The organism is Leptolyngbya sp. FACHB-1624 (assembly GCF_047649235.1).
Classification (GTDB): Bacteria; Cyanobacteriota; Cyanobacteriia; order Leptolyngbyales; family Leptolyngbyaceae; genus Leptolyngbya; species Leptolyngbya boryana.
In genome coordinates this window covers 3949716-3967480 of the sequence record NZ_CP180258.1, presented here as the reverse complement: position 1 = coordinate 3967480, position 17765 = coordinate 3949716, and the positions used below count along the sequence as shown (strand labels likewise).

At 48.0% G+C, this 17765-nt stretch carries 15 protein-coding genes and 1 tRNA gene; 7 read left to right on the top strand and 9 right to left on the bottom strand.

The genetic code is table 11. From position 1 onward, the window contains the following. Positions 1–175 precede the first annotated feature (175 nt). Entirely contained in the window at positions 176–1288 is a 1113-nt protein-coding gene (locus ACMUEV_RS18645; protein ID WP_190653642.1) for a peptidylprolyl isomerase, read from the bottom strand. 124 nt (positions 1289–1412) lie between these two features. Here ACMUEV_RS18645 and efp point away from each other — a divergent pair, with 124 nt between their 5' ends. After that, on the top strand, positions 1413–1976 hold the full coding sequence (gene efp, locus ACMUEV_RS18640) for an elongation factor P (protein WP_086371030.1): 564 nt from the start codon (positions 1413–1415) through the stop codon (positions 1974–1976). An 80-nt stretch (positions 1977–2056) separates the two neighbouring features. Next, positions 2057–2527 carry an acetyl-CoA carboxylase biotin carboxyl carrier protein gene (gene accB, locus ACMUEV_RS18635; RefSeq protein ID WP_190653643.1) on the top strand — a complete coding sequence of 157 codons (471 nt, stop codon included), beginning with the start codon at positions 2057–2059 and terminating at the stop codon, positions 2525–2527. Here the strand turns inward: accB and ACMUEV_RS18630 are convergent. Both ACMUEV_RS18630 and ACMUEV_RS18625 read right to left on the bottom strand, forming a co-directional pair. Further along, positions 2514–3911 carry a hemolysin family protein gene (locus tag ACMUEV_RS18630; protein WP_017287579.1) on the bottom strand — a complete coding sequence of 466 codons (1398 nt, stop codon included), beginning with the start codon at positions 3909–3911 and terminating at the stop codon, positions 2514–2516. The two genes, accB and ACMUEV_RS18630, sit on opposite strands and share 14 nt — an antisense overlap. Positions 3912–3958: 47 nt before the next feature. Continuing rightward, the gene (locus ACMUEV_RS18625) at positions 3959–4630 is read right to left on the bottom strand and encodes a hypothetical protein (protein WP_017287580.1); all 672 of its coding nucleotides are present in this window, start codon (positions 4628–4630) and stop codon (positions 3959–3961) included. A gap of 204 nt (positions 4631–4834) precedes the next feature. On the opposite strand from ACMUEV_RS18625, the gene ACMUEV_RS18620 reads away from it, so the two are divergent. Further along, positions 4835–4907 (top strand) — tRNA-Ile (locus tag ACMUEV_RS18620). Positions 4908–4961: 54 nt separating this feature from the next. Here ACMUEV_RS18620 and ACMUEV_RS18615 read toward each other — a convergent pair. Beyond that, a complete protein-coding gene (locus tag ACMUEV_RS18615) occupies positions 4962–5435 on the bottom strand; it encodes a hypothetical protein (protein WP_051077789.1) in 474 nt (157 codons plus the stop codon). A 143-nt stretch (positions 5436–5578) separates the two neighbouring features. Between ACMUEV_RS18615 and pyrE the strand changes: the two genes are divergently transcribed. Both pyrE and ACMUEV_RS18605 read left to right on the top strand, forming a co-directional pair. Continuing rightward, complete coding sequence (gene pyrE / locus ACMUEV_RS18610) at positions 5579–6196, top strand: orotate phosphoribosyltransferase (RefSeq protein WP_026148551.1); 618 nt, start codon at positions 5579–5581, stop codon at positions 6194–6196. Between the two features lie 506 nt (positions 6197–6702). Beyond that, complete coding sequence (locus tag ACMUEV_RS18605) at positions 6703–7425, top strand: response regulator (protein WP_190653644.1); 723 nt, start codon at positions 6703–6705, stop codon at positions 7423–7425. Between the two features lie 35 nt (positions 7426–7460). Here ACMUEV_RS18605 and pcrA read toward each other — a convergent pair whose 3' ends face one another. The 5 genes from pcrA to rppA form a co-directional block, all read right to left on the bottom strand. Continuing rightward, positions 7461–9803 (bottom strand): DNA helicase PcrA, encoded by a 2343-nt coding sequence (gene pcrA, locus ACMUEV_RS18600; protein ID WP_190653645.1) that lies wholly within the window; start codon positions 9801–9803, stop codon positions 7461–7463. A 270-nt stretch (positions 9804–10073) separates the two neighbouring features. Continuing rightward, positions 10074–10283 carry a chlorophyll a/b-binding protein gene (locus tag ACMUEV_RS18595; protein WP_017287585.1) on the bottom strand — a complete coding sequence of 70 codons (210 nt, stop codon included), beginning with the start codon at positions 10281–10283 and terminating at the stop codon, positions 10074–10076. Positions 10284–10754: 471 nt separating this feature from the next. Beyond that, positions 10755–11660, bottom strand: a complete 906-nt coding sequence (locus ACMUEV_RS18590) for an aldo/keto reductase (RefSeq protein ID WP_190653646.1) — start codon at positions 11658–11660, stop codon at positions 10755–10757. Between the two features lie 150 nt (positions 11661–11810). Beyond that, positions 11811–13163 carry a two-component system sensor histidine kinase RppB gene (gene rppB, locus ACMUEV_RS18585; protein WP_190653647.1) on the bottom strand — a complete coding sequence of 451 codons (1353 nt, stop codon included), beginning with the start codon at positions 13161–13163 and terminating at the stop codon, positions 11811–11813. Next, complete coding sequence (gene rppA / locus ACMUEV_RS18580; protein WP_190653648.1) at positions 13156–13845, bottom strand: two-component system response regulator RppA; 690 nt, start codon at positions 13843–13845, stop codon at positions 13156–13158. The genes rppB and rppA overlap by 8 nt, the downstream gene beginning before the upstream one ends. Before the next feature lie 123 nt (positions 13846–13968). On the opposite strand from rppA, the gene ACMUEV_RS18575 reads away from it, so the two are divergent. Continuing rightward, entirely contained in the window at positions 13969–14589 is a 621-nt protein-coding gene (locus tag ACMUEV_RS18575; protein WP_190653649.1) for a cobalt transporter, read from the top strand. 3 nt (positions 14590–14592) lie between these two features. Beyond that, positions 14593–17754: an efflux RND transporter permease subunit gene (locus tag ACMUEV_RS18570; protein ID WP_190653650.1), complete on the top strand. Its 3162-nt coding sequence runs from the start codon at positions 14593–14595 to the stop codon at positions 17752–17754. Positions 17755–17765 lie beyond the last annotated feature (11 nt).

Here is a 17765-nt window from a genome sequence, read left to right as displayed (position 1 = left end):
CCCGCTCCCGGATTGGATGTCGGGGCTAGTTGAACGAAGTCTACTAAAGGGACTAAAAGCCAATTAGAATCAGGTCTTCAGTCCTTTGAAAAGGACTTCGCACTGTTAGCCCCGAATTTATTCCGGGGCGAGATAGAACGGAGCGAGGAAACAATTGATACTTCTCAAACATGCTCTAAGCGTTCTTCGGCTCCACCAAATTCTCCAACCCATCAACCACTTTCATCGACTCAATCTTATCCCCCGCCCGCAGCTCTCTTAAAACATCTGCGCCTTCCGTCACAAATCCGAAAATCGAATAGCGACCATCCAGCAGATTCGCACCCGCAGGCGTTAACTCCGGCTCAAACAAGAAGAAGAAAAACTGAGACGATCCCCCATTCGCATCAAAATCAGGACGCGCCAAAGCCATCGCACCATAAGCAGAAAACGGCAGCACAGGCGGATCGAGATAGCGTCCCGCATCCTCTAACGTGATGCCATACGTCGGAACCTTATCGCCTTTGACTAATACTTCCAAAGGAATCGCCCGATACTTCTTGGTTTTCGGATCGACAAATCCAACCTCATCTCCAGGTGGATCACCGACTTGCAACACATAAGACTCTTCTGCACGAGTAAACGGCAACCCGTTATAAAAACCACGCTGCACCAAATCAACAAAATTCCCTGCCGTTACAGGCGCACTAAACCCATCTACGACGATCGTTAAATCCCCTTTCGAGGTCTTCGCCGCGATCGTTGCGCGTCCCTTTAACTGCGGCAAATTGCTATACTCTTGCGGCACTTCATACGGGAACTTAGAAACCATTGCTGCTTCCAAGTCGCCTATTTTATCTAATAGTTCTGCTCGCTTCTCTAGCGTTTTGGTTTTATCTTTTGCAGTAGCAATTTCGGTCATCTCCGCAACCCCAGCTTTCAGTTGCTCGATCAACTGCTCCGCTTCAGACTTGCGATCGTCCACCACGCTTGCCAATAATTTGTCACTTTTTTTCGTCAAAATGTTATTCGCACGACTCAAATCCGAATTCACCGCACCCCAGCGTCGATTTGCCCGCAACTGAGCCGCGACATCCTCCAAACTGTCCTGAAGTTGACGCACTTCAGGATTCTCGATCGGTAACGCATAGCGCAACAACGCTTTCGGATCTTTAATCGCATTCCCCTGCGGCAGTGCCAATACTGGCGGCTCAAATCCCACCAAAATCACTACCACGCAGAGCAAAGCAACCCCACATTGGCTCAAGCGCACGATCGCGCGTTTCCATGAATCATTACAAAAAGACATACAGCTTCAACCCTAGAGATCAGTCAGCCACTCCGATTGTCCCATGTCGAGTCGCGATAAAAAGCGGTCGGGGGACGGTAAAATGAAGTGCCGAATGTTCTCCCCCAATTAGTAAGTTAAAGTCATGATTTCCAGTAACGATTTTCGTCCCGGTGTCAGTATTGAGCTAGACGGCTCAGTCTGGCGTGTAGTGGAATTTTTACACGTCAAGCCGGGTAAGGGTTCTGCATTTGTTCGTACCAAGCTCAAGAACGCCCAAAATGGCAACGTGGTCGAGCGCACATTCCGAGCCGGGGAGACCGTACCGCAAGCAACGCTCGAAAAAAGCACGATGCAACACACCTACAAAGAAGGTGATGAGTTCGTGTTTATGGACATGGAAACTTACGATGAAGGTCGGCTCAGCGCGGCTCAAATCGGCGATCGCGTCAAATACCTCAAAGAAGGCATGGAAGTGAACGTCGTCCGCTGGAACGAACAAGTTTTGGAAGTTGAACTTCCAAACTCCGTCGTGCTGGAAGTGACTCAAACTGATCCCGGTGTCAAAGGCGATACCGCAACGGGTGGCACAAAGCCCGCGATCGTCGAAACGGGCGCACAGGTCATGGTTCCGTTATTCATCACCATCGGTGAAAAGATCAAAATTGACACTCGCAACGATACATATTTAGGTCGCGAGAAAGAATAGCGAACCCCCGATCTGAGATCAGAAAGATCCTCTACATATCTTTCTGATCTCCCATCTAATTTTTGAGGAGTATAAGAACTGTGCCACTTGATCTGACTGAGCTACGCGAATTATTAACCACGTTAAATCAAACTGATATTTCGGAATTAACGTTAAAAGCAGACGATTTTGAATTAGTCGTGCGCCGAGGAACGCGAGTTGAAGTCGCACCTGTCGCCGCGATTACAACTACCACTGCACCTACCCCTGTTGTGCTTTCCCCAGAACCCGCGAAAGCAGAAACGCCAGTGGCACCCAAGAACGATCGTAAGTTGGTCGATGTCGTCTCGCCGATCGTCGGTACGTTTTATCGCTCTCCTGCACCCGATGAACCTCCGTTTGTCGATCTCGGCAATCGTATTCAGAAAGGACAAGTCGTGTGCATTATCGAAGCGATGAAAGTGATGAACGAAATCGAAGCCGAAGTCTCCGGCGAAATCGTCGAAGTCCTCGTGCAGAATGGACAGCCTGTGGAATACGGACAGCCCTTGATGCGCGTCAATCCGGCTTAGTTTTGTCGAGCATTGCCGGGGTCTCAATGCGATGGACACGGATCTGATGCAAGCGTGGCCCCTCCACCGAAACCACGGTTAATTCATAATTGGCATATTGCAGCGTTTCTCCAGGCTGCGGAATTTTTTGCCATTGATAAAACAGAAAGCCGCCTAAAGTCTGATACTCCTCGATCACAGGTAGATTCAGATCTAATCGATCGTTAATTTCTTCTAGATTCATCTGTGCCTGAATCATAAAAGTGTTTTCATCGATCGTTTGAATCGGCTGCTCCTCATCGCTTTCTTCTGTCTCCCCAATAATTTGAGTCACGAGATCTTGAATCGTGACCAATCCCGCTGTGCCGCCAAACTCATCGACCACTAAAACCATATGTTGTCGATCGCGCTGCATCAGCGTCAGTAACTCTCCCAAACTCGTATACTCCGGGACAAATCGCGCTGGCTGAATCCAAGACTTCAAGGGACTATCCATGTTTAACGTCCCTTGCACCAAAGGTTCAGCCAGCTCTTTCAAATGCACAAACCCACAAATATCATCCAGCGATTCTCCCGTAATGGGAAATCGCGAATGTCCGCTTTCAGCAACTTCGACCAACAAGTCGCGCACTGTTGCCTCGATCGGTAAAGTAATCATGCTCGGTCGCCGCACCATCACTTCTTCCGCCGAAACTTCCGCAAATTCAAACACATTGCTGAGCAATTCGCGTTCTTCCTGCTCCAACCCGCTCGACTCGCTGGAAGTCGCAATAATCAGCTGTAATTCTTCTGGAGTGACCTGGTTATACCACCCTTGCCCGGTATACTGCACCCCAATCAAGCGCAATAAGAACTGAGTCGATTGATTCAAAATCCAGATAAAAGGATTGAAAAATCGCGCGATCGCCAAACTAAACGGACCCAAAAACCGCGCAATTTCCTCGGAGTACCGCATCGCCAGAGACTTTGGGCACAGTTCACCGAGCACAATTTGCAGATAAGCAATCAGCAAAAACGAGATCGGAATCGAAGCCGAGTGTGACAAAGGCTGTATCCAGGTTTGCGGCAAAGGAAGCTGCGTAATCCACATGGACACGATCACCGCCATCGATGATTCACCAATCCAGCCCAGCGCTAGACTCGATAACGTAATGCCAAGCTGAGTGGTAGACAGTAAGCGATCGATACTTTGTTGTAAAGACTGTACGGTGCGAGCTTGAATATCCCCTGCATCGACCAATTGATTAATTCGAGAGCGACGCACTGACACGATCGAGAACTCAGCCGTCACGAAGAACGCATTAATCGCGATCAAGAGCAGCACCGAGAGAAATCGCAAACTGACATCGGTAAAATTTAGAGGCTGAAGCACTACCGCTAGAGCAAGCGGAATGGGGGCAGTCATTGGGCAATCAGAGTAAGAAAATTCGGGCTGAGAAGTTGAGTTTAGCGTTATTTAATGGGAATGTCTGCCATCTTCAGTTGCAGTTTTTGGTCAGGATAATCACTCAGTTGAATTGAGAGCTTCTGAGCATCATCTAGCATCGAAGTTGGAATACTAATCGTCCCACTCAGGCGATCGCTCTTGGCAGGCAATTCCGATGGCAATCCGGTTGTTTCTGCAACGATCAGGCGACCTTTATCATCCGTGACATTCAGGAAACTATAGAGAAATTTCACGGGTTGACTGCCATCATTTTTCATCGCTACGTCGAGCAGCATCGAATCACCCTGTTTGCGAATCCCCGTTACTTCCATCGCAACATCATTCGATCGTGTAAGAATGGGCAGCTTTGCCGTTGTCACAGTCGCCACAGATTTCTCGGATTTTGCTGGAGGTGCTGCGCTTGTATTCGAGCTTGTACTCGCTGAACCTGCCCGACCCGTCGCATTGATTTTTTCTTTGACCGATTTGATGATGTCTTCTTCTTTCAAGATCACCAATTCTTCTCGTCCACTCGAATTTTTGGCAGTGCCCTTATTCGTGGGGCGAGAGTCGGGTTGGGTAATGCCTTTGAGTGCTTCTCGTCCGATCGCGTATCCCCAAGTCGCGGTAAAAACTCCTGCTCCTAACATCAGGGCAAGTAACGTAAAGGTTAGGGCAACGGTGGAATTAACTTTCATGGGCGATCCAACGCAATGGGAACTGGAAATTTATATCAGCAATTGTATGCTGCAATTCTCATTCTTGGACAATTTGAATTTTTGAGGCTGGACAGAGCGAGAGATAGGTGAAGCGCGGCGTTATCAATCGCAAAAATTGAATCGATCGATTTTTCTAAGCGAGGCGTTAAAACCGAAAAAGTCGAGTTAAAATACGGCTAATTCCCAGGGTTGGCCGAGCGGTTTAGGCAGCGAACTCATAATTCGCCTCAGGCGGGTTCAACTCCTGCACCCTGGATTCAGTTAATTTTGGATTCAGTCAATTCAAGAACTGAATCCAAACTCCAAATTCCTAGTATCGCTGCGGCAATAGTGAATTCGGCGGGGTCATCGGCTGGACTGGAAATTGTGGATCGAGTGGCTGTTCGATCGCAAATTCACTTCCCACAACGCGATTGCCAGAAGTTGGCAGCGTTTGCACCGACAGATTAAATGGGTTGGGCAAATCGGCTGTCCGAATCAACGGATCGCTTGAATTTTGCTGATTCATCAAGTCTAAGTAAATGCGATGAATCCGCTCCCCATCGCGAGAAATTTGATTTTCCGGATACCCATAAGGCGTTCCGATGATGGTTTGGGTATACCGTAGGGGATTGCGATCGGAGAATTCGCCGAGTGCTCCGAAATAGGCACGATCGATCGCATTCGGAATGGTTTCGTTCGGACGAAATACGGGTGCCTCTTGCGCGCTGGCTGCGATCGCCATCAAACTAGAAGAGGCACTGAGCGCAATTGCGCTAAATAGGCTCTTGATCCTCACGCCCATAGTTCTTTATCCTCAATGATTGGCTAAAAGGTAGAAAAGATTGGGTGGTTTCACAATTAACTGCGTGTTTTTACCGCATTCATGTATGAAATTTAACCAAATCCATGCTTTTTGACACGTAATATTCATTAGTTTGCCCGCATATGACAAATGTGACTAAGTTCGACGCAAAAACATTTCCTTGGTCAACGGCTGAGATTGAGGAAGTGCGCGATCGCCTTTTGGATCTGTTCTGTTTGGGTGCTTATCGGGAGGGAGATTTTCTCTTGTCTTCGGGTCAGCGCAGTTCGTATTACATCAATGGGAAGCAGGTGACCTTGCATCCCCAAGGTGCTTTGGCAGTCGGGCGAGTGTTGTTAGCGTTATTGGAGCCGGATACCGTTGCTGTGGCGGGTTTAACGTTAGGGGCTGATCCGATTGTAACGGCGACGAGTGTGGTCGGGGCTTATGAAGGAAAATCGATCTCCGCGTTGATTGTCCGTAAAGAGGCGAAAGGGCATGGAACGCAGGCATATATTGAGGGGTTGACGTTACCGGAGGGAAGCCGAGTTGTTGTTTTAGAAGATGTCGTGACAACGGGGCAATCCGCGATGAAGGCGGTTGAGCGATTGCGCGATGCCGGATATCAAGTCGATGAAGTGATCTCGCTCGTCGATCGCCAACAGGGGGGTGCAGAGTTTTACCAGCAGCAAGGGTTAAAATTCCGAGCGGTTTATACGATCGAAGATCTCCAAAAACGTTGGAAGCAATTGCAAGCTTAGACGCAGAAGAGATTCAACTTTCTGCATGAATCCCTCCGAAGTTAATTCGCAGAGGCACTCATGCAGAAAGAAATGATTTGCACGGCTTGACCCATTGTTTGGCCGCAAGCCGTCGAGGCATTTTCACTTGAAAGATCGAGTTCACGCCTAACCCGAATTACCCCACCTATTCCTTCTGCTTCTGCTTAATCTTGATGTTCTGCGATCGGGACTCCCAATCAACAAAGCTGAGATTATCATCCTAATTATTACAATTTGTTATACGAATGAAATCACTTGATCGTTGCCGCATTCCAGCGAAATGACGGCAGGATGCACAAATCATTCTTGAGCTATATACCAGGGATGCACAACAAAACTCTATATTTGTGACTATGTTTAAAGTGTTTAAAGTTGAACATTAGTAGCCGCACATCCGGTTAGTGGTCGGCTGAACAACTGTACAAAGAATCGTTATTTTTCTATGCAAATTTGATATTTTCTAAACATTGTGGGAGTCTTCGTATATGAATGATATTCGCATTACGCTGATTGAAGATCATGATCTAACGCGAGTCGGTATGAAAACGGCTTTACAGCAAAGACCCGGCTTTCAAGTGGTTGGCGAGGCTGCAAATGGCACAGATGGGCTAAAATTGCTGCTCCAGCATAAACCCGATGTTGCGATCGTCGATATTGGTTTACCGGATATCGACGGCATCGAGTTGACGCGCCGCTTCCGCCAAGCTCAAGCTGCCTCGGAGGAGCAATCCGATACGAGAGTCTTAATTCTTACCCTACAAGATCAAGAAGATACGGTTTTAGCAGCATTCGCGGCAGGTGCAGATTCTTACTGCATGAAAGATGTCAGTCTCGATCAGTTGGTCGATGCATTGCGGGTGACGAATGAAGGAAATTCTTGGATTGATCCTGCAATTGCGAGAGTCGTGCTCCGTCAAACTCAGACGCAGACCCCGCCTACCCCGATTACAGACGAACTACAGCAGGTTGCGATTACCGCTGCCGAACCGGAATACAACCAAATTATTGAAGCCTATCCGCTGACTGAGCGTGAGTTAGAAGTGCTGCAACTGATTGTCGATGGCTGTAGTAATGCTGTGATTGCAGAAAAGCTCTACATCACAGTAGGTACAGTCAAAACACATGTCCGCAATATTCTCAATAAGCTCTGTGCCGACGATCGGACTCAAGCAGCAGTGCGAGCACTGAGAGCGGGATTAGTCGGCTAGGTGGCTCAACTCAGATTGAATACGACTGATATTCTTTAATCGATCGCAGTTAAACCGCGATCGCCAATCGGCAAGATCTTCCGTTTCATCCCGGTTAAATTGTCAAATCGAATGGCTAATGTGGCTTTGCTCCCACTGCCAAACACGTTTGTCACTTCGCCGATGCCAAACTGACTGTGCATAACGCGATCTCCCACACTCCATTCAACATCGCTCTGTAAAATGGGTGCAGGCTTAGATTGAGGTTTCTTTTCTGTGAACTTTTTAGGAATAGCAGCTTTTGTATTGCTATCCATCAATTCACGCGGGAGTTCTCCCAGGAAAAGCGAAGGACTCGCAGGTTCGCGGTTTCCATACAATCGACGTTCGCGAGCATGAGAGATAAATAACCGCTCTTGAGCACGGGTAATGCCCACATAGCAAAGGCGACGTTCTTCTTCGATCGCGGCTGGATCATCGAGCGATCGATAACTGGGAAATAACCCTTGCTCTAAACCGACGAGAAATACGATCGGAAATTCCAACCCTTTCGACGAGTGCAAGGTCATCAGCGAGACTTTCGTCGATTCTTCCTCGGTGTCATCCAAATCGGAGGCTAAAGAGGCGCTTGCTAAGAAGCCGATCAAACTCTTGTCGTCTTCGTTTTCTTCTTCGTATTGCAGAACGGCGTTATATAACTCCTGCACGTTCTGTAAGCGATCTTCTGCTTCGTCTGTGCCTTGAGATTTTAAATCTCTGACATAGCCTGAATCTTCTAAAACTCCTTGAACGAGTTCGGAAGCGCTTACAGTGTCAATCTGCGATCGCCATCGCTGAATGATTTCGACAAATTGAATCACGCCTTTCGAGGATCGTCCTGCCAGAGTTTTGATCGAGGTTTCATCGCTAAGAATCTCCCACAGTGGAGTCTCAAGTTCGATCGCTGCTTTTTGCAGGGCTTCGATCGTGGTTTTGCCAACGCCCCGACGCGGAGTATTAATCACACGCAGCAAACTTAATGAATCCGATGGATTTGCGATCGCTCTCAAGTAAGCTAGAACGTCTTTGATTTCTTTACGATCGTAGAATCGCAGCCCGCCGACAATCTTGTAAGGGACACCCCACCGCACCAAAATTTCTTCAAAGGCTCGGGATTGAGCGTTGGTGCGATAGAGAATAGCAAACTTACCCCAATGCAGATCAGAATTTACCGCTTCTAATCTCCGCATTTGTTGAATCACGAATTCGGCTTCATCGATCTCATCTTGAGCGCGATAGCAGAAAGTCGGTTCGCCTTGTCCGCGAGTTGGTTTGAGAACTTTATCAATCCGTTCTGTGTTGTTCTCGATCAGGTCGTTTGCAAGTTGGAGAATGTTCTCTGTCGATCGATAGTTCTCTTCTAATTTCACCATCGTTCGCGTATCATCATCGGGCAGTCCATCGCCAAAGTCTTGCTGGAAGCCCATCAGAATCGTGAAATCTGCCATGCGGAACGAGTAAATCGATTGATCTGCGTCGCCGACAACGAAGATCGATCGATAATCCCACTCTTTAAAGCTGCGGGCAGATTCTCCATTCGTTGTCAGAAGTTGCAGCAATTCGTACTGTGTGCGATTTGTATCTTGATACTCATCTACTAGAATGTGACGAAAGCGTTTGTGCCAGTATGCGCGAATCTGTTCATTCTGACGGAAGAGTTGCACCGGAATCCAAATCAGATCATCAAAGTCAACCGCATTGTTTTCAGCGAGTTTATCTTGATAAACGCTGTAGATATTTGCAATCACTTTTCCTTTGAAGTTAGATTGCTCTCGCTCGTAATCTCGCGGGGTTAACCCCTTATTCTTAGCGTTGCTGATTGCATACCGAACGCTGCGTGGATCAAATTTCTTATCGTCAATATTCAGTTGATTGATGATGATGTCTTTGACTAAGCTCTGGGCATCGGATTCATCAAAAATCGAGAAAGATTTTGTCCATTTCCGCCCTTTCTCATCTTGGAATTTCTCAATATCGAAGCGTAGAATCCGGCAGCAGAGTGCGTGGAAGGTTCCGATCCAGAGATCTTTCGTGATCGATTTGTAGACTTGCGATCGCAATTTCGTCTGCACATGTCCCGGAAGCGATTGCAGCGATTGCCCATGCTCAGTCAGTGCCCGCTGTTCTGCAAACAGTCGTTCGATGCGATCCTTCATCTCCCGTGCTGCTTTGTTCGTAAAGGTTACAGCCAGAATATTTTCAGGATCAACTCGATGAGTCAGCACCAAGTTGGCAATCCGATAAGTCAATGCGCGCGTCTTTCCTGAGCCTGCACCTGCAATCACGAGCAGAGGACCACAAAAATGCTGAACGGCTTGTTTTTGGGACGGATTCAGATGACTCAAAAAATCGACAGCCATAGGACGACTAGCACAAATCTACTTCCATTAGATAGGCTATCCTATCTCGCCCCAGAATGATGTGCAATTTTCTGTACGTATCTCCCCACTCCCGAACTCACTCAATGGATGACTCTACTGCGGATTGGAGGATGGAGTTTTATCTATCTCTGATTCAACTGTGTTTGAGTGCTGTTGAATCGCTCCACTAAGCTCGATGAAAGCTTTTGGCAAACCGCAGTATACGCATCTTTTTAATGGTTCAGCGTTTGTGTGAACTGAGCGCTGATTCTAGAGAGATGTGAAAAATCCAATGATTCCGTGTCCGGTGAAGACTTCTAGTGCCAAGAGGGAAACGAATCCAATCATTGCGAGACGACCATTCAAGCGTTCTGCATTAATGTTGAAGCCGAATTGGGGCTGATCGGTGACGTACATTTGAGGCTCGATCGCAAAATTGTTCAGTTTGCCTTGATCGTCGATGATTGAACCGCTTCTCATAATTTTGATCTCAATGGATGTTTTACGTTGTTCTTTACAAAGCGTAACATTAAGTATTGAGATTTGTAAACAAAACTTAAAATGATGTGAATTGAGCCGGGGTTGCGTTGCGATTCAAGGGCTGAAGTCCTTATAAATTGAGAAATTCAGGATCGGGCTTTATCAGAGGTCGATCCTGAAGCTGGTTAACCTCGCGGATTGAGCCGCGAAGATTTCATATCAAATTAATTCCACCTATAAACTTCGGGTTGATTTGTCGATCGCGCTCTCCCGCACGAGGTTTTAAACCCCGTGCTAACTGTGCGAAGTCCACTGAAGGGACTGGATCGCTGTATTCTGTTAGTCCCTTTAGGGAGTTCGCAACGGTTAGACCGTGATTTCCAATCACGGGCGGGAAAGCGCAATTAAAGATCAATTTGGTATCAGGTTTAGAGCGGTGAGCAGAGTCAAACTACGGCTTGGAGATGTTTGTTAAACCTGAGCGATCGCATCTTCAACGATCGCGATCTCTTGGGGATCGAGTCGAACTTCTGCGGCTTTGACAGAATCCGCAATACTCTCAGGCTTGCTTGCACCTGGAATCGGCACAATACAAGGCGATTTTGACAACATCCACGCCAAAATTAAGCTATAAATCGAGATATTTTTCTCGTTTGCCAAGTCGGAAATTCCATGAATCTCTTTTAACTGAGACACACGCTGGCTGCCACCTAACGGACTCCAAGGCAGAAAAGTGATTCCTTCCGCTTCACAATATTCCAGAACGCCATCATATTCAGGATTGCGATGCCAAGGATTGTATTGATTTTGCACAGAGACGATTTCAACGACATCGCGCGCTTGCTTGATTTGTTCGACGCTAAAGTTCGATACGCCTACATAGCGAACAATCCCTTGGTGAACCGCTTCTTTCGCAGGCGTGAGCGCTTGAGCGATCGAATAATTTGGATCGGGTGAATGATACTGCCAAATATCGAGCGGTTGATCTCCACCGAGGGCTTCAAAACTTTCTCGAATGGTCTGTCGCAGATGATCTGGATTCCCATTCTGTGTCCAAGCTCCGTCTGGACGCATCAAACCACCTTTGGTTGCAACCATGACTTGGCTTTTGTCACCCGAATATTGCTGTAATGCCTTGTAAATGAGTTTTTCGTTGTGATGCTTATCGGATTCATCGATGCAATAAGCATCGGCGGTATCAATCAATGTGACACCCAGTTCTAAAGCTCGATGAATTGTAGCGATCGCTTGAGATTCCGACGAGCGATCGCGGATTGACATTGGCATTCCACCTAGCCCGATCGGAAAGACCATTTCCCGAGTGTTTCCTAACTCTCTAAGATGTGCAAGTTCTGCAACTTTATCCTGAGTTGCCATGACACTACCTCGATATACTGTTTTTCAGTAAAATCGATATTGTTATGATCTCACGTCACACTCTAGAAAGAGTTTTGAAGTGATTCAAGTGCAAGATACAGGAATTGGGATTGTAACAGCACAGTAGAAGCGAGTTTACGATCGCTGACCCTAATGAGCTAATGGAATCTCTACTATAAAAATACTCCCTTGCCCAACTTGACTTTCAACCTTGAGTGTCGCTTGATGATGGTGAGCGATCGCCTGTGCAATGGCGAGTCCTAGCCCTGTTCCACCTGTTTTGCGAGAGCGATCTCTATCGACTCGATAGAAGCGATCAAAGATTCGATCCTGATCCTTGGGGGCAATGCCAATTCCAGTATCTTTCACCGTGATGAATGCTGTGCGATCGCGAGCGATTAAGCTGATAATAATCTTTCCATTACTGGCTGTGTACTGAATCGAATTTGCAATTAGGTTTGAAACTAAACGGTAAAGTTGAGACTCATTCCCTAAAACGTAAACATCACGATCGGGAACCTGATGGATAAGATCAAGTTTCGCCAGGGTTGCTAACTCTAAAAATTCTTCAGTTAAGTCACTAATTAGATCATTTAAGCAACAGCGCTGCGAGGGCTTAAGTGACGAATGGTGCTCAAGACTCGTCAGAAAGAGCAGGTCTGCAATCAAATGGCTCAATCGTCTGCCCTGCCGTTCAACCGTGTGCAGCATGGTTTGCATCTCTTGGGGATCAGACTGAGGGACTCGCAAGATTGCCTCTACGGTTGCTAAGAGACTAGCTAGGGGCGATCGCAGTTCGTGTGCAGCATTTGCGGTAAACTGCTGCTGCTGTTGGTAAGACTGATAAATCGGTTGCATCGCTAAACCGGAAAGCCACCAGCTTGAAACCGCGACTAAACCTAACGCGATCGGAAATCCAACCAGTAAGATCCATCGCATTTGCAGAATTTCGGTATCAAACACCTCTAAGTTTCGTCCAAGTTGGAGATAGCCCCATGATCCATGAGGTTCTGAAGGATTGTGATTTCCATGCAAGATGATTGTAAATTGGCGATAGCGCGTTCCTGATGCGGTTTGAAACGTTTGCCACGGAGTCGGATTGAGCGTTTGAGGCAGTTCAGTTGGGGGATTCGGAGAAAAGGCAAGCAGCCTACCTCGGTGATTGAACAGTCGAATGTAGTAAGTGCTGCGATCGCTAATTCCAATCGTGTGCCGCTGAATGAGAGTCGGATTTGCATTACAAGGTTGTCCGACTAAACAAAGCTCTGGCAAAATTTGCCGCAGTGCGGTTGTGGGCGTTTCTGAAGCAGGTAGCATCGGTTCTAAACTGTCATGCAGAGTTCCCGCGATCGATTCAACTTCTCGCTCCATTGCCGCCCAATTTGCTTGCGCGATCGAGCGATAGAGACCGAATCCTGACAAGCTCAAGATCACTCCCATCACCCCGGCATACCAAAGTGCTAACTGAATCCGACTGCGCCGAAAAAGCTGATGACTATTCATGATTGGACGTGTTGAATCGGTAGCCTTGACCCGGAATCGTCTCGATCGGACAATTGCATCCATAGCTCGCAAGCTTACGCCGCAGTAATCGCATTTGGGCAGCAACAACGTTACTGACAGGTTCAGCATCGAGATCCCAAAGCTGATGACGGATTTTGCTACTCGAAAGAATGCGATCGGGATTTTGCATCAAATACGCTAGGATTTGGAACTCTTTCACTGTCAACGGAATCGGTTGCATGTGTTCGCTGAACAGTGTGTTGTTCGCATAGTCGAGCGTCAAGCTTCCAATTGTGAGGGTTTGAGGTTGGAGACTCGGCGATCGCCGTTGTAACGCTCTTAATCGTGCTAGAAGTTCTTCCATGACAAATGGCTTCACTAAGTAGTCATCGGCTCCTGCATCTAACCCTGCCACTCGGTTCTCTGGCTGACCGAGTGCCGTCAGCATCAAGATCGGTAAAGGATTGTTCTGCGCTCTGAGTCGCTGACAGAGTTCGATACCCGATATTTCAGGGATGAGCCAATCGACGATCGCAACAGTGTAGTCTGTCCATTGGTTTTCTAGATAGTGCCAAGCCTGCATTCCATCTTGCACCCAATCGACGATATATTTCTCGCTAACTAGAACTTGCTTAATCGCCCGCCCCAAATCTGTTTCATCTTCTACCAGTAGAATTCGCATCGCTTCAGATCATTGCTCTGAGCTTGATTTTACCGAAACGTTCTTTATTTCACCCGAATTTCATCTCGCTGCTGGCAGACTGATGGAGATTTTATTCGGCTCAAGTTAGCGTGAGGACTTCCCATGAAACCCTTTCGATTCATCAGTTCGATTCTTACTATCAGTTTGACGCTCAGCGCGCCTACGATCGTGTTTGCTCATGCGGGGCACGGCGACGAATTCCAAGCACAAGGCGGGATTCAGCGGGTGAAGGTGAATGCTGAAACGGATTCGCTCTTGGGGATTTCAGTGGCTCCGATCACGCAAAAAAGTGCGACTGGGGTGATGATTCCTGCGACTGCTTTAGTGGATGCAGATGGGAAAAAGCTGGCTTTTGTGCAGTACGAAAATTTTTATGAGCCTGTTCCTGTCAAGACGGGCGCAACCAAGGGCGATCAGATTGAAGTGACAGAAGGCTTATCTGTTGGCGAAAAGTTGGTAACACAAGGTAGCTTATCGCTGTTTGCAGAATCGCGCAAAACGCAATCGACTGCGGCTTCTCCCAGTCCTGCCGCATCCCCGATCGCATCCAAATCCGAGCAAGCACAGTCTCAAGGAACCGCACAAAGTCCCGATCAGCCGAGCGGAATGCCGATCAAAACAGCCGCCGCGATCGGGGGTGGTGTGGTCTTACTCGGTGGGGTCGGTGCATTTCTGGCAACCCGCAAGAAAAAGAGCGTTTTCTCGGACAAGGGAGATCTGTAATGTATGCTGAATTCTCTACTTGACCAGATTTTAAAAGGCTCGATCGTTCAGCGCTGGCTGATTGTGATTGGCTCAATTCTGGTGACACTCTGGGGGATTTTTAGTGTCACACAGATGCCGCTCGATGTCTTTCCCGAATTTGCACCGCCGCAAGTTGATATTCACACCGAAGCGTCTGGACTTGCTCCAGAAGAAATCGAATCACAAATTACTGTCCCGATCGAGAGTGCGGTAAATGGACTTCCCGGTGTGACCACGGTGCGATCGTCCTCGAAAGTGGGACTCTCAATGGTACAGATCGTCTTCGATCAAAACGCGGACATCTATAAAGCCCGCCAAGCGGTGACAGAAAGCTTGCAGCAAGTGACGAACCAACTTCCTGAAGGTATTCATCCTCCGGAGATTTCGCCATTAGCTTCACCACTCGGCACGATTTTACAATATGCCTTCACGGTGAACGGACAGGGTAAGACGACACTGATGGATTTGCGGCGGTTGGTCGATACGACACTCAGCAGCCAAATCCTCTCCGTTCCAGGAGTCACTCAGGTGACGCTGTATGGTGGAGACGAGCGCCAAGAGCAGGTCTTGGTTGATCCAGACAAGCTACGATCGCGCAAAATCTCCTTGTCTGAAGTGACCGCAGCGGCTCAAGGCGCAAACTCTAATGCTCCAGGAGGCTTCCTGACTGGCGGTGGTCAAGAGCTACTCGTGCGCGGAATCGGACAAGTGAAATCGATCGAGGACTTACAGCAGTCTGTGGTGAAAGTTCAAGACGGTAAACCTGTCCTGCTCAAAGATGTGGCAGAAGTCAAAACGGGTGCGGCTCCCAAACGCGGAGATGCCAGTTTTAGGGGGCAGCCCGCGATCGTCTTGATGGTCAACAAGCAACCGGATATCGATACGCCAACGGTGACGCAATCGGTTGAAACGATGATGAAATCGTTGCAAGCCACCTTACCCGCCGATGTGCAAGCCGCGCAAACGTTTCGGCAAGCGAACTTTATTGATGTGGCGATCAGGAATGTCGGGAGTTCACTGCTCGAAGGCATTGTGATTGTTTCGGTGATTATGCTGCTGTTCTTAATGAACTGGAGAACAGCATTGATCACCTTAACCGCAATTCCGTTATCGTTGCTGATCGGATTGCTATTGATGAAGTGGATGGGTCTAGGCATCAATACGATGACGATCGGAGGCTTAGTGGTTGCACTCGGAGGCTTTGTGGATGATTCGATCGTCTATATGGAGAATTGCTATCGCGGACTGAGAAATAATCAAGCTGAAGGTCATCCAAAACATCCGTTTAAGGTTGTGCTGGATTCATTTGTCGAAGTGCGATTAGCCGTGATTTTCTCGACGGTGATTATCATTGTGGTATTTGCTCCGATTTTTAGCTTGACTGGCGTAGAAGGGCGGATTTTTGCTCCGATGGGCTTGGCTTATTTGTTGTCGATCGCAGCTTCGTTGATCGTCGCAATGACTCTCACGCCAGCACTCTGCGCGATTTTGTTAGCCAACCAAACCTTGCCGCAAGAAAACACCTTTGTTTCTCGCCTCGCACAGCGGCTTTATCGTCCACTCCTGAATATCTCTTTACGATCGCCGCAGGTGATTTTAGGAGTCGCTCTTGCTTCACTGATTGCTGCGGTTGCGATCGTGCCTTCTTTGGGTCGAGTCTTTCTACCAGAGTTCCAAGAAAAATCAATGGTGAACTCGATGGTGCTCTTTCCCGGTGTTTCGCTCGACATGACCAATCGAGCAGGCATCGCGCTGAATAACTCGCTCAAAGATAATCCGCTGTTTGAGTGGGTGCAGGTGCGATCTGGACGTGCTCCGGGTGATGCAGATGGCGCAGGGGTAAACATTGCTCACGTTGATGTTGAACTCAGCGATCGCGCAATGCAAAACCGAGAAGCGAGCATCAAACAACTGCGCGAAGCTTTCACGAAGTTGCCTGGTGTGGCTTCTAACATTGGTGGGTTTATTTCTCACCGGATGGATGAAGTGCTCTCTGGAGTAAGAAGTGCGATCGCGGTGAAAATCTTCGGCCCTGATCTCGCTGAACTGAGAAAGATCGGGGAACAAGTTCGCGATGTGATTCAGCCGATTCAGGGTGTTGTAGACTTGCAGCTTGAACCTCAGTTGCCAATTCGACAAGTACAAATTCAATACGATCGGGCTGCCGCTGCGACTTATGGCTTGAGTATGGAGCAGATCTCGAACACTGTTGAAACGGCGCTCAATGGTCGTGTGGTTTCTCAAGTTGCAGAAAATCAACAGTTAATTGATATTGCGGTTTCGCTGACAGAACCCGCCCGTAACAACCTAGACGCGATTCGGGCGATTCCGATCGTTGCTCCAACTGGACAAACGATTTCGCTTGGTACTGTCGCCAAAGTAGACTACGGCATGGGCGCGAATATTGTGAATCGGGAAGATGTTTCTCGCTTGATTGTGGTTTCTGCGAACGTTGCAGAACGCGATCTCGGGAGCGTGGTCGGTGACATTCAATCGCAGATTCAGCAAAAGGTGAAACTGCCGAATGGCTACTTTATCCAGTACGGCGGACAGTTCGAGTCTGAGCAGCGGGCAACTAATAATCTACTGGTGTTTAGTATTTTGGCAGCCGTTATGATTGCGGTGCTGATGTTCTTCTCAGTTCGATCGCTGCCTGCCACGATCGCTATCATGATCAACCTTCCCTTAGCACTTGTGGGTGGTATTGTCTCAATTCTGTTAAGTGGTGGTGTGATGTCTGTTGCTTCTTTAGTAGGCTTCATCACATTGTTTGGGGTTGCAGTTCGCAATGGGTTGTTGCTGGTTGATAACTACAACAACAAATTTGCGCAAGGAATGCCGCTGAAAGATGTTATCGTCAAAGGCTCGCTTGAGCGGATTGATGCCATTTTGATGACGGCTTTAACTTCAGCATTAGGAACCTTGCCGCTGGTACTTTCGAGCGGAGCCGGAAACGAAATCCTGCAACCGTTAGCTATTGTGGTCTTGGGGGGCTTGTTTACGTCTACGGCGCTGACGCTACTCGTCATTCCTGCCATCTATGCGAAGTTTGGCAAGCGATTAATTCCAAAGCAGCGAGATTCTATTATTGACGCAAGCTTTTCACGCAGTTCAACTCAGTCTTCCGCAGACTCTATGCTGTAGTTCTGTCAATC

Coding starts and splice junctions, on each gene's coding strand:
- ACMUEV_RS18570 (WP_190653650.1), top strand. CDS start 14,593: ATGCTGAATTCTCTACTTGACCAGATTTTAAAAGGCTCGATCGTTCAG.
- ACMUEV_RS18575 (WP_190653649.1), top strand. CDS start 13,969: ATGAAACCCTTTCGATTCATCAGTTCGATTCTTACTATCAGTTTGACG.
- ACMUEV_RS18645 (WP_190653642.1), bottom strand. CDS start 1,288: ATGTCTTTTTGTAATGATTCATGGAAACGCGCGATCGTGCGCTTGAGC.
- rppA (WP_190653648.1), bottom strand. CDS start 13,845: ATGCGAATTCTACTGGTAGAAGATGAAACAGATTTGGGGCGGGCGATT.
- ACMUEV_RS18595 (WP_017287585.1), bottom strand. CDS start 10,283: ATGAGAAGCGGTTCAATCATCGACGATCAAGGCAAACTGAACAATTTT.
- rppB (WP_190653647.1), bottom strand. CDS start 13,163: ATGAATAGTCATCAGCTTTTTCGGCGCAGTCGGATTCAGTTAGCACTT.
- ACMUEV_RS18605 (WP_190653644.1), top strand. CDS start 6,703: ATGAATGATATTCGCATTACGCTGATTGAAGATCATGATCTAACGCGA.
- ACMUEV_RS18630 (WP_017287579.1), bottom strand. CDS start 3,911: ATGACTGCCCCCATTCCGCTTGCTCTAGCGGTAGTGCTTCAGCCTCTA.
- pyrE (WP_026148551.1), top strand. CDS start 5,579: ATGACAAATGTGACTAAGTTCGACGCAAAAACATTTCCTTGGTCAACG.
- pcrA (WP_190653645.1), bottom strand. CDS start 9,803: ATGGCTGTCGATTTTTTGAGTCATCTGAATCCGTCCCAAAAACAAGCC.
- efp (WP_086371030.1), top strand. CDS start 1,413: ATGATTTCCAGTAACGATTTTCGTCCCGGTGTCAGTATTGAGCTAGAC.
- ACMUEV_RS18625 (WP_017287580.1), bottom strand. CDS start 4,630: ATGAAAGTTAATTCCACCGTTGCCCTAACCTTTACGTTACTTGCCCTG.
- ACMUEV_RS18590 (WP_190653646.1), bottom strand. CDS start 11,660: ATGGCAACTCAGGATAAAGTTGCAGAACTTGCACATCTTAGAGAGTTA.
- ACMUEV_RS18615 (WP_051077789.1), bottom strand. CDS start 5,435: ATGGGCGTGAGGATCAAGAGCCTATTTAGCGCAATTGCGCTCAGTGCC.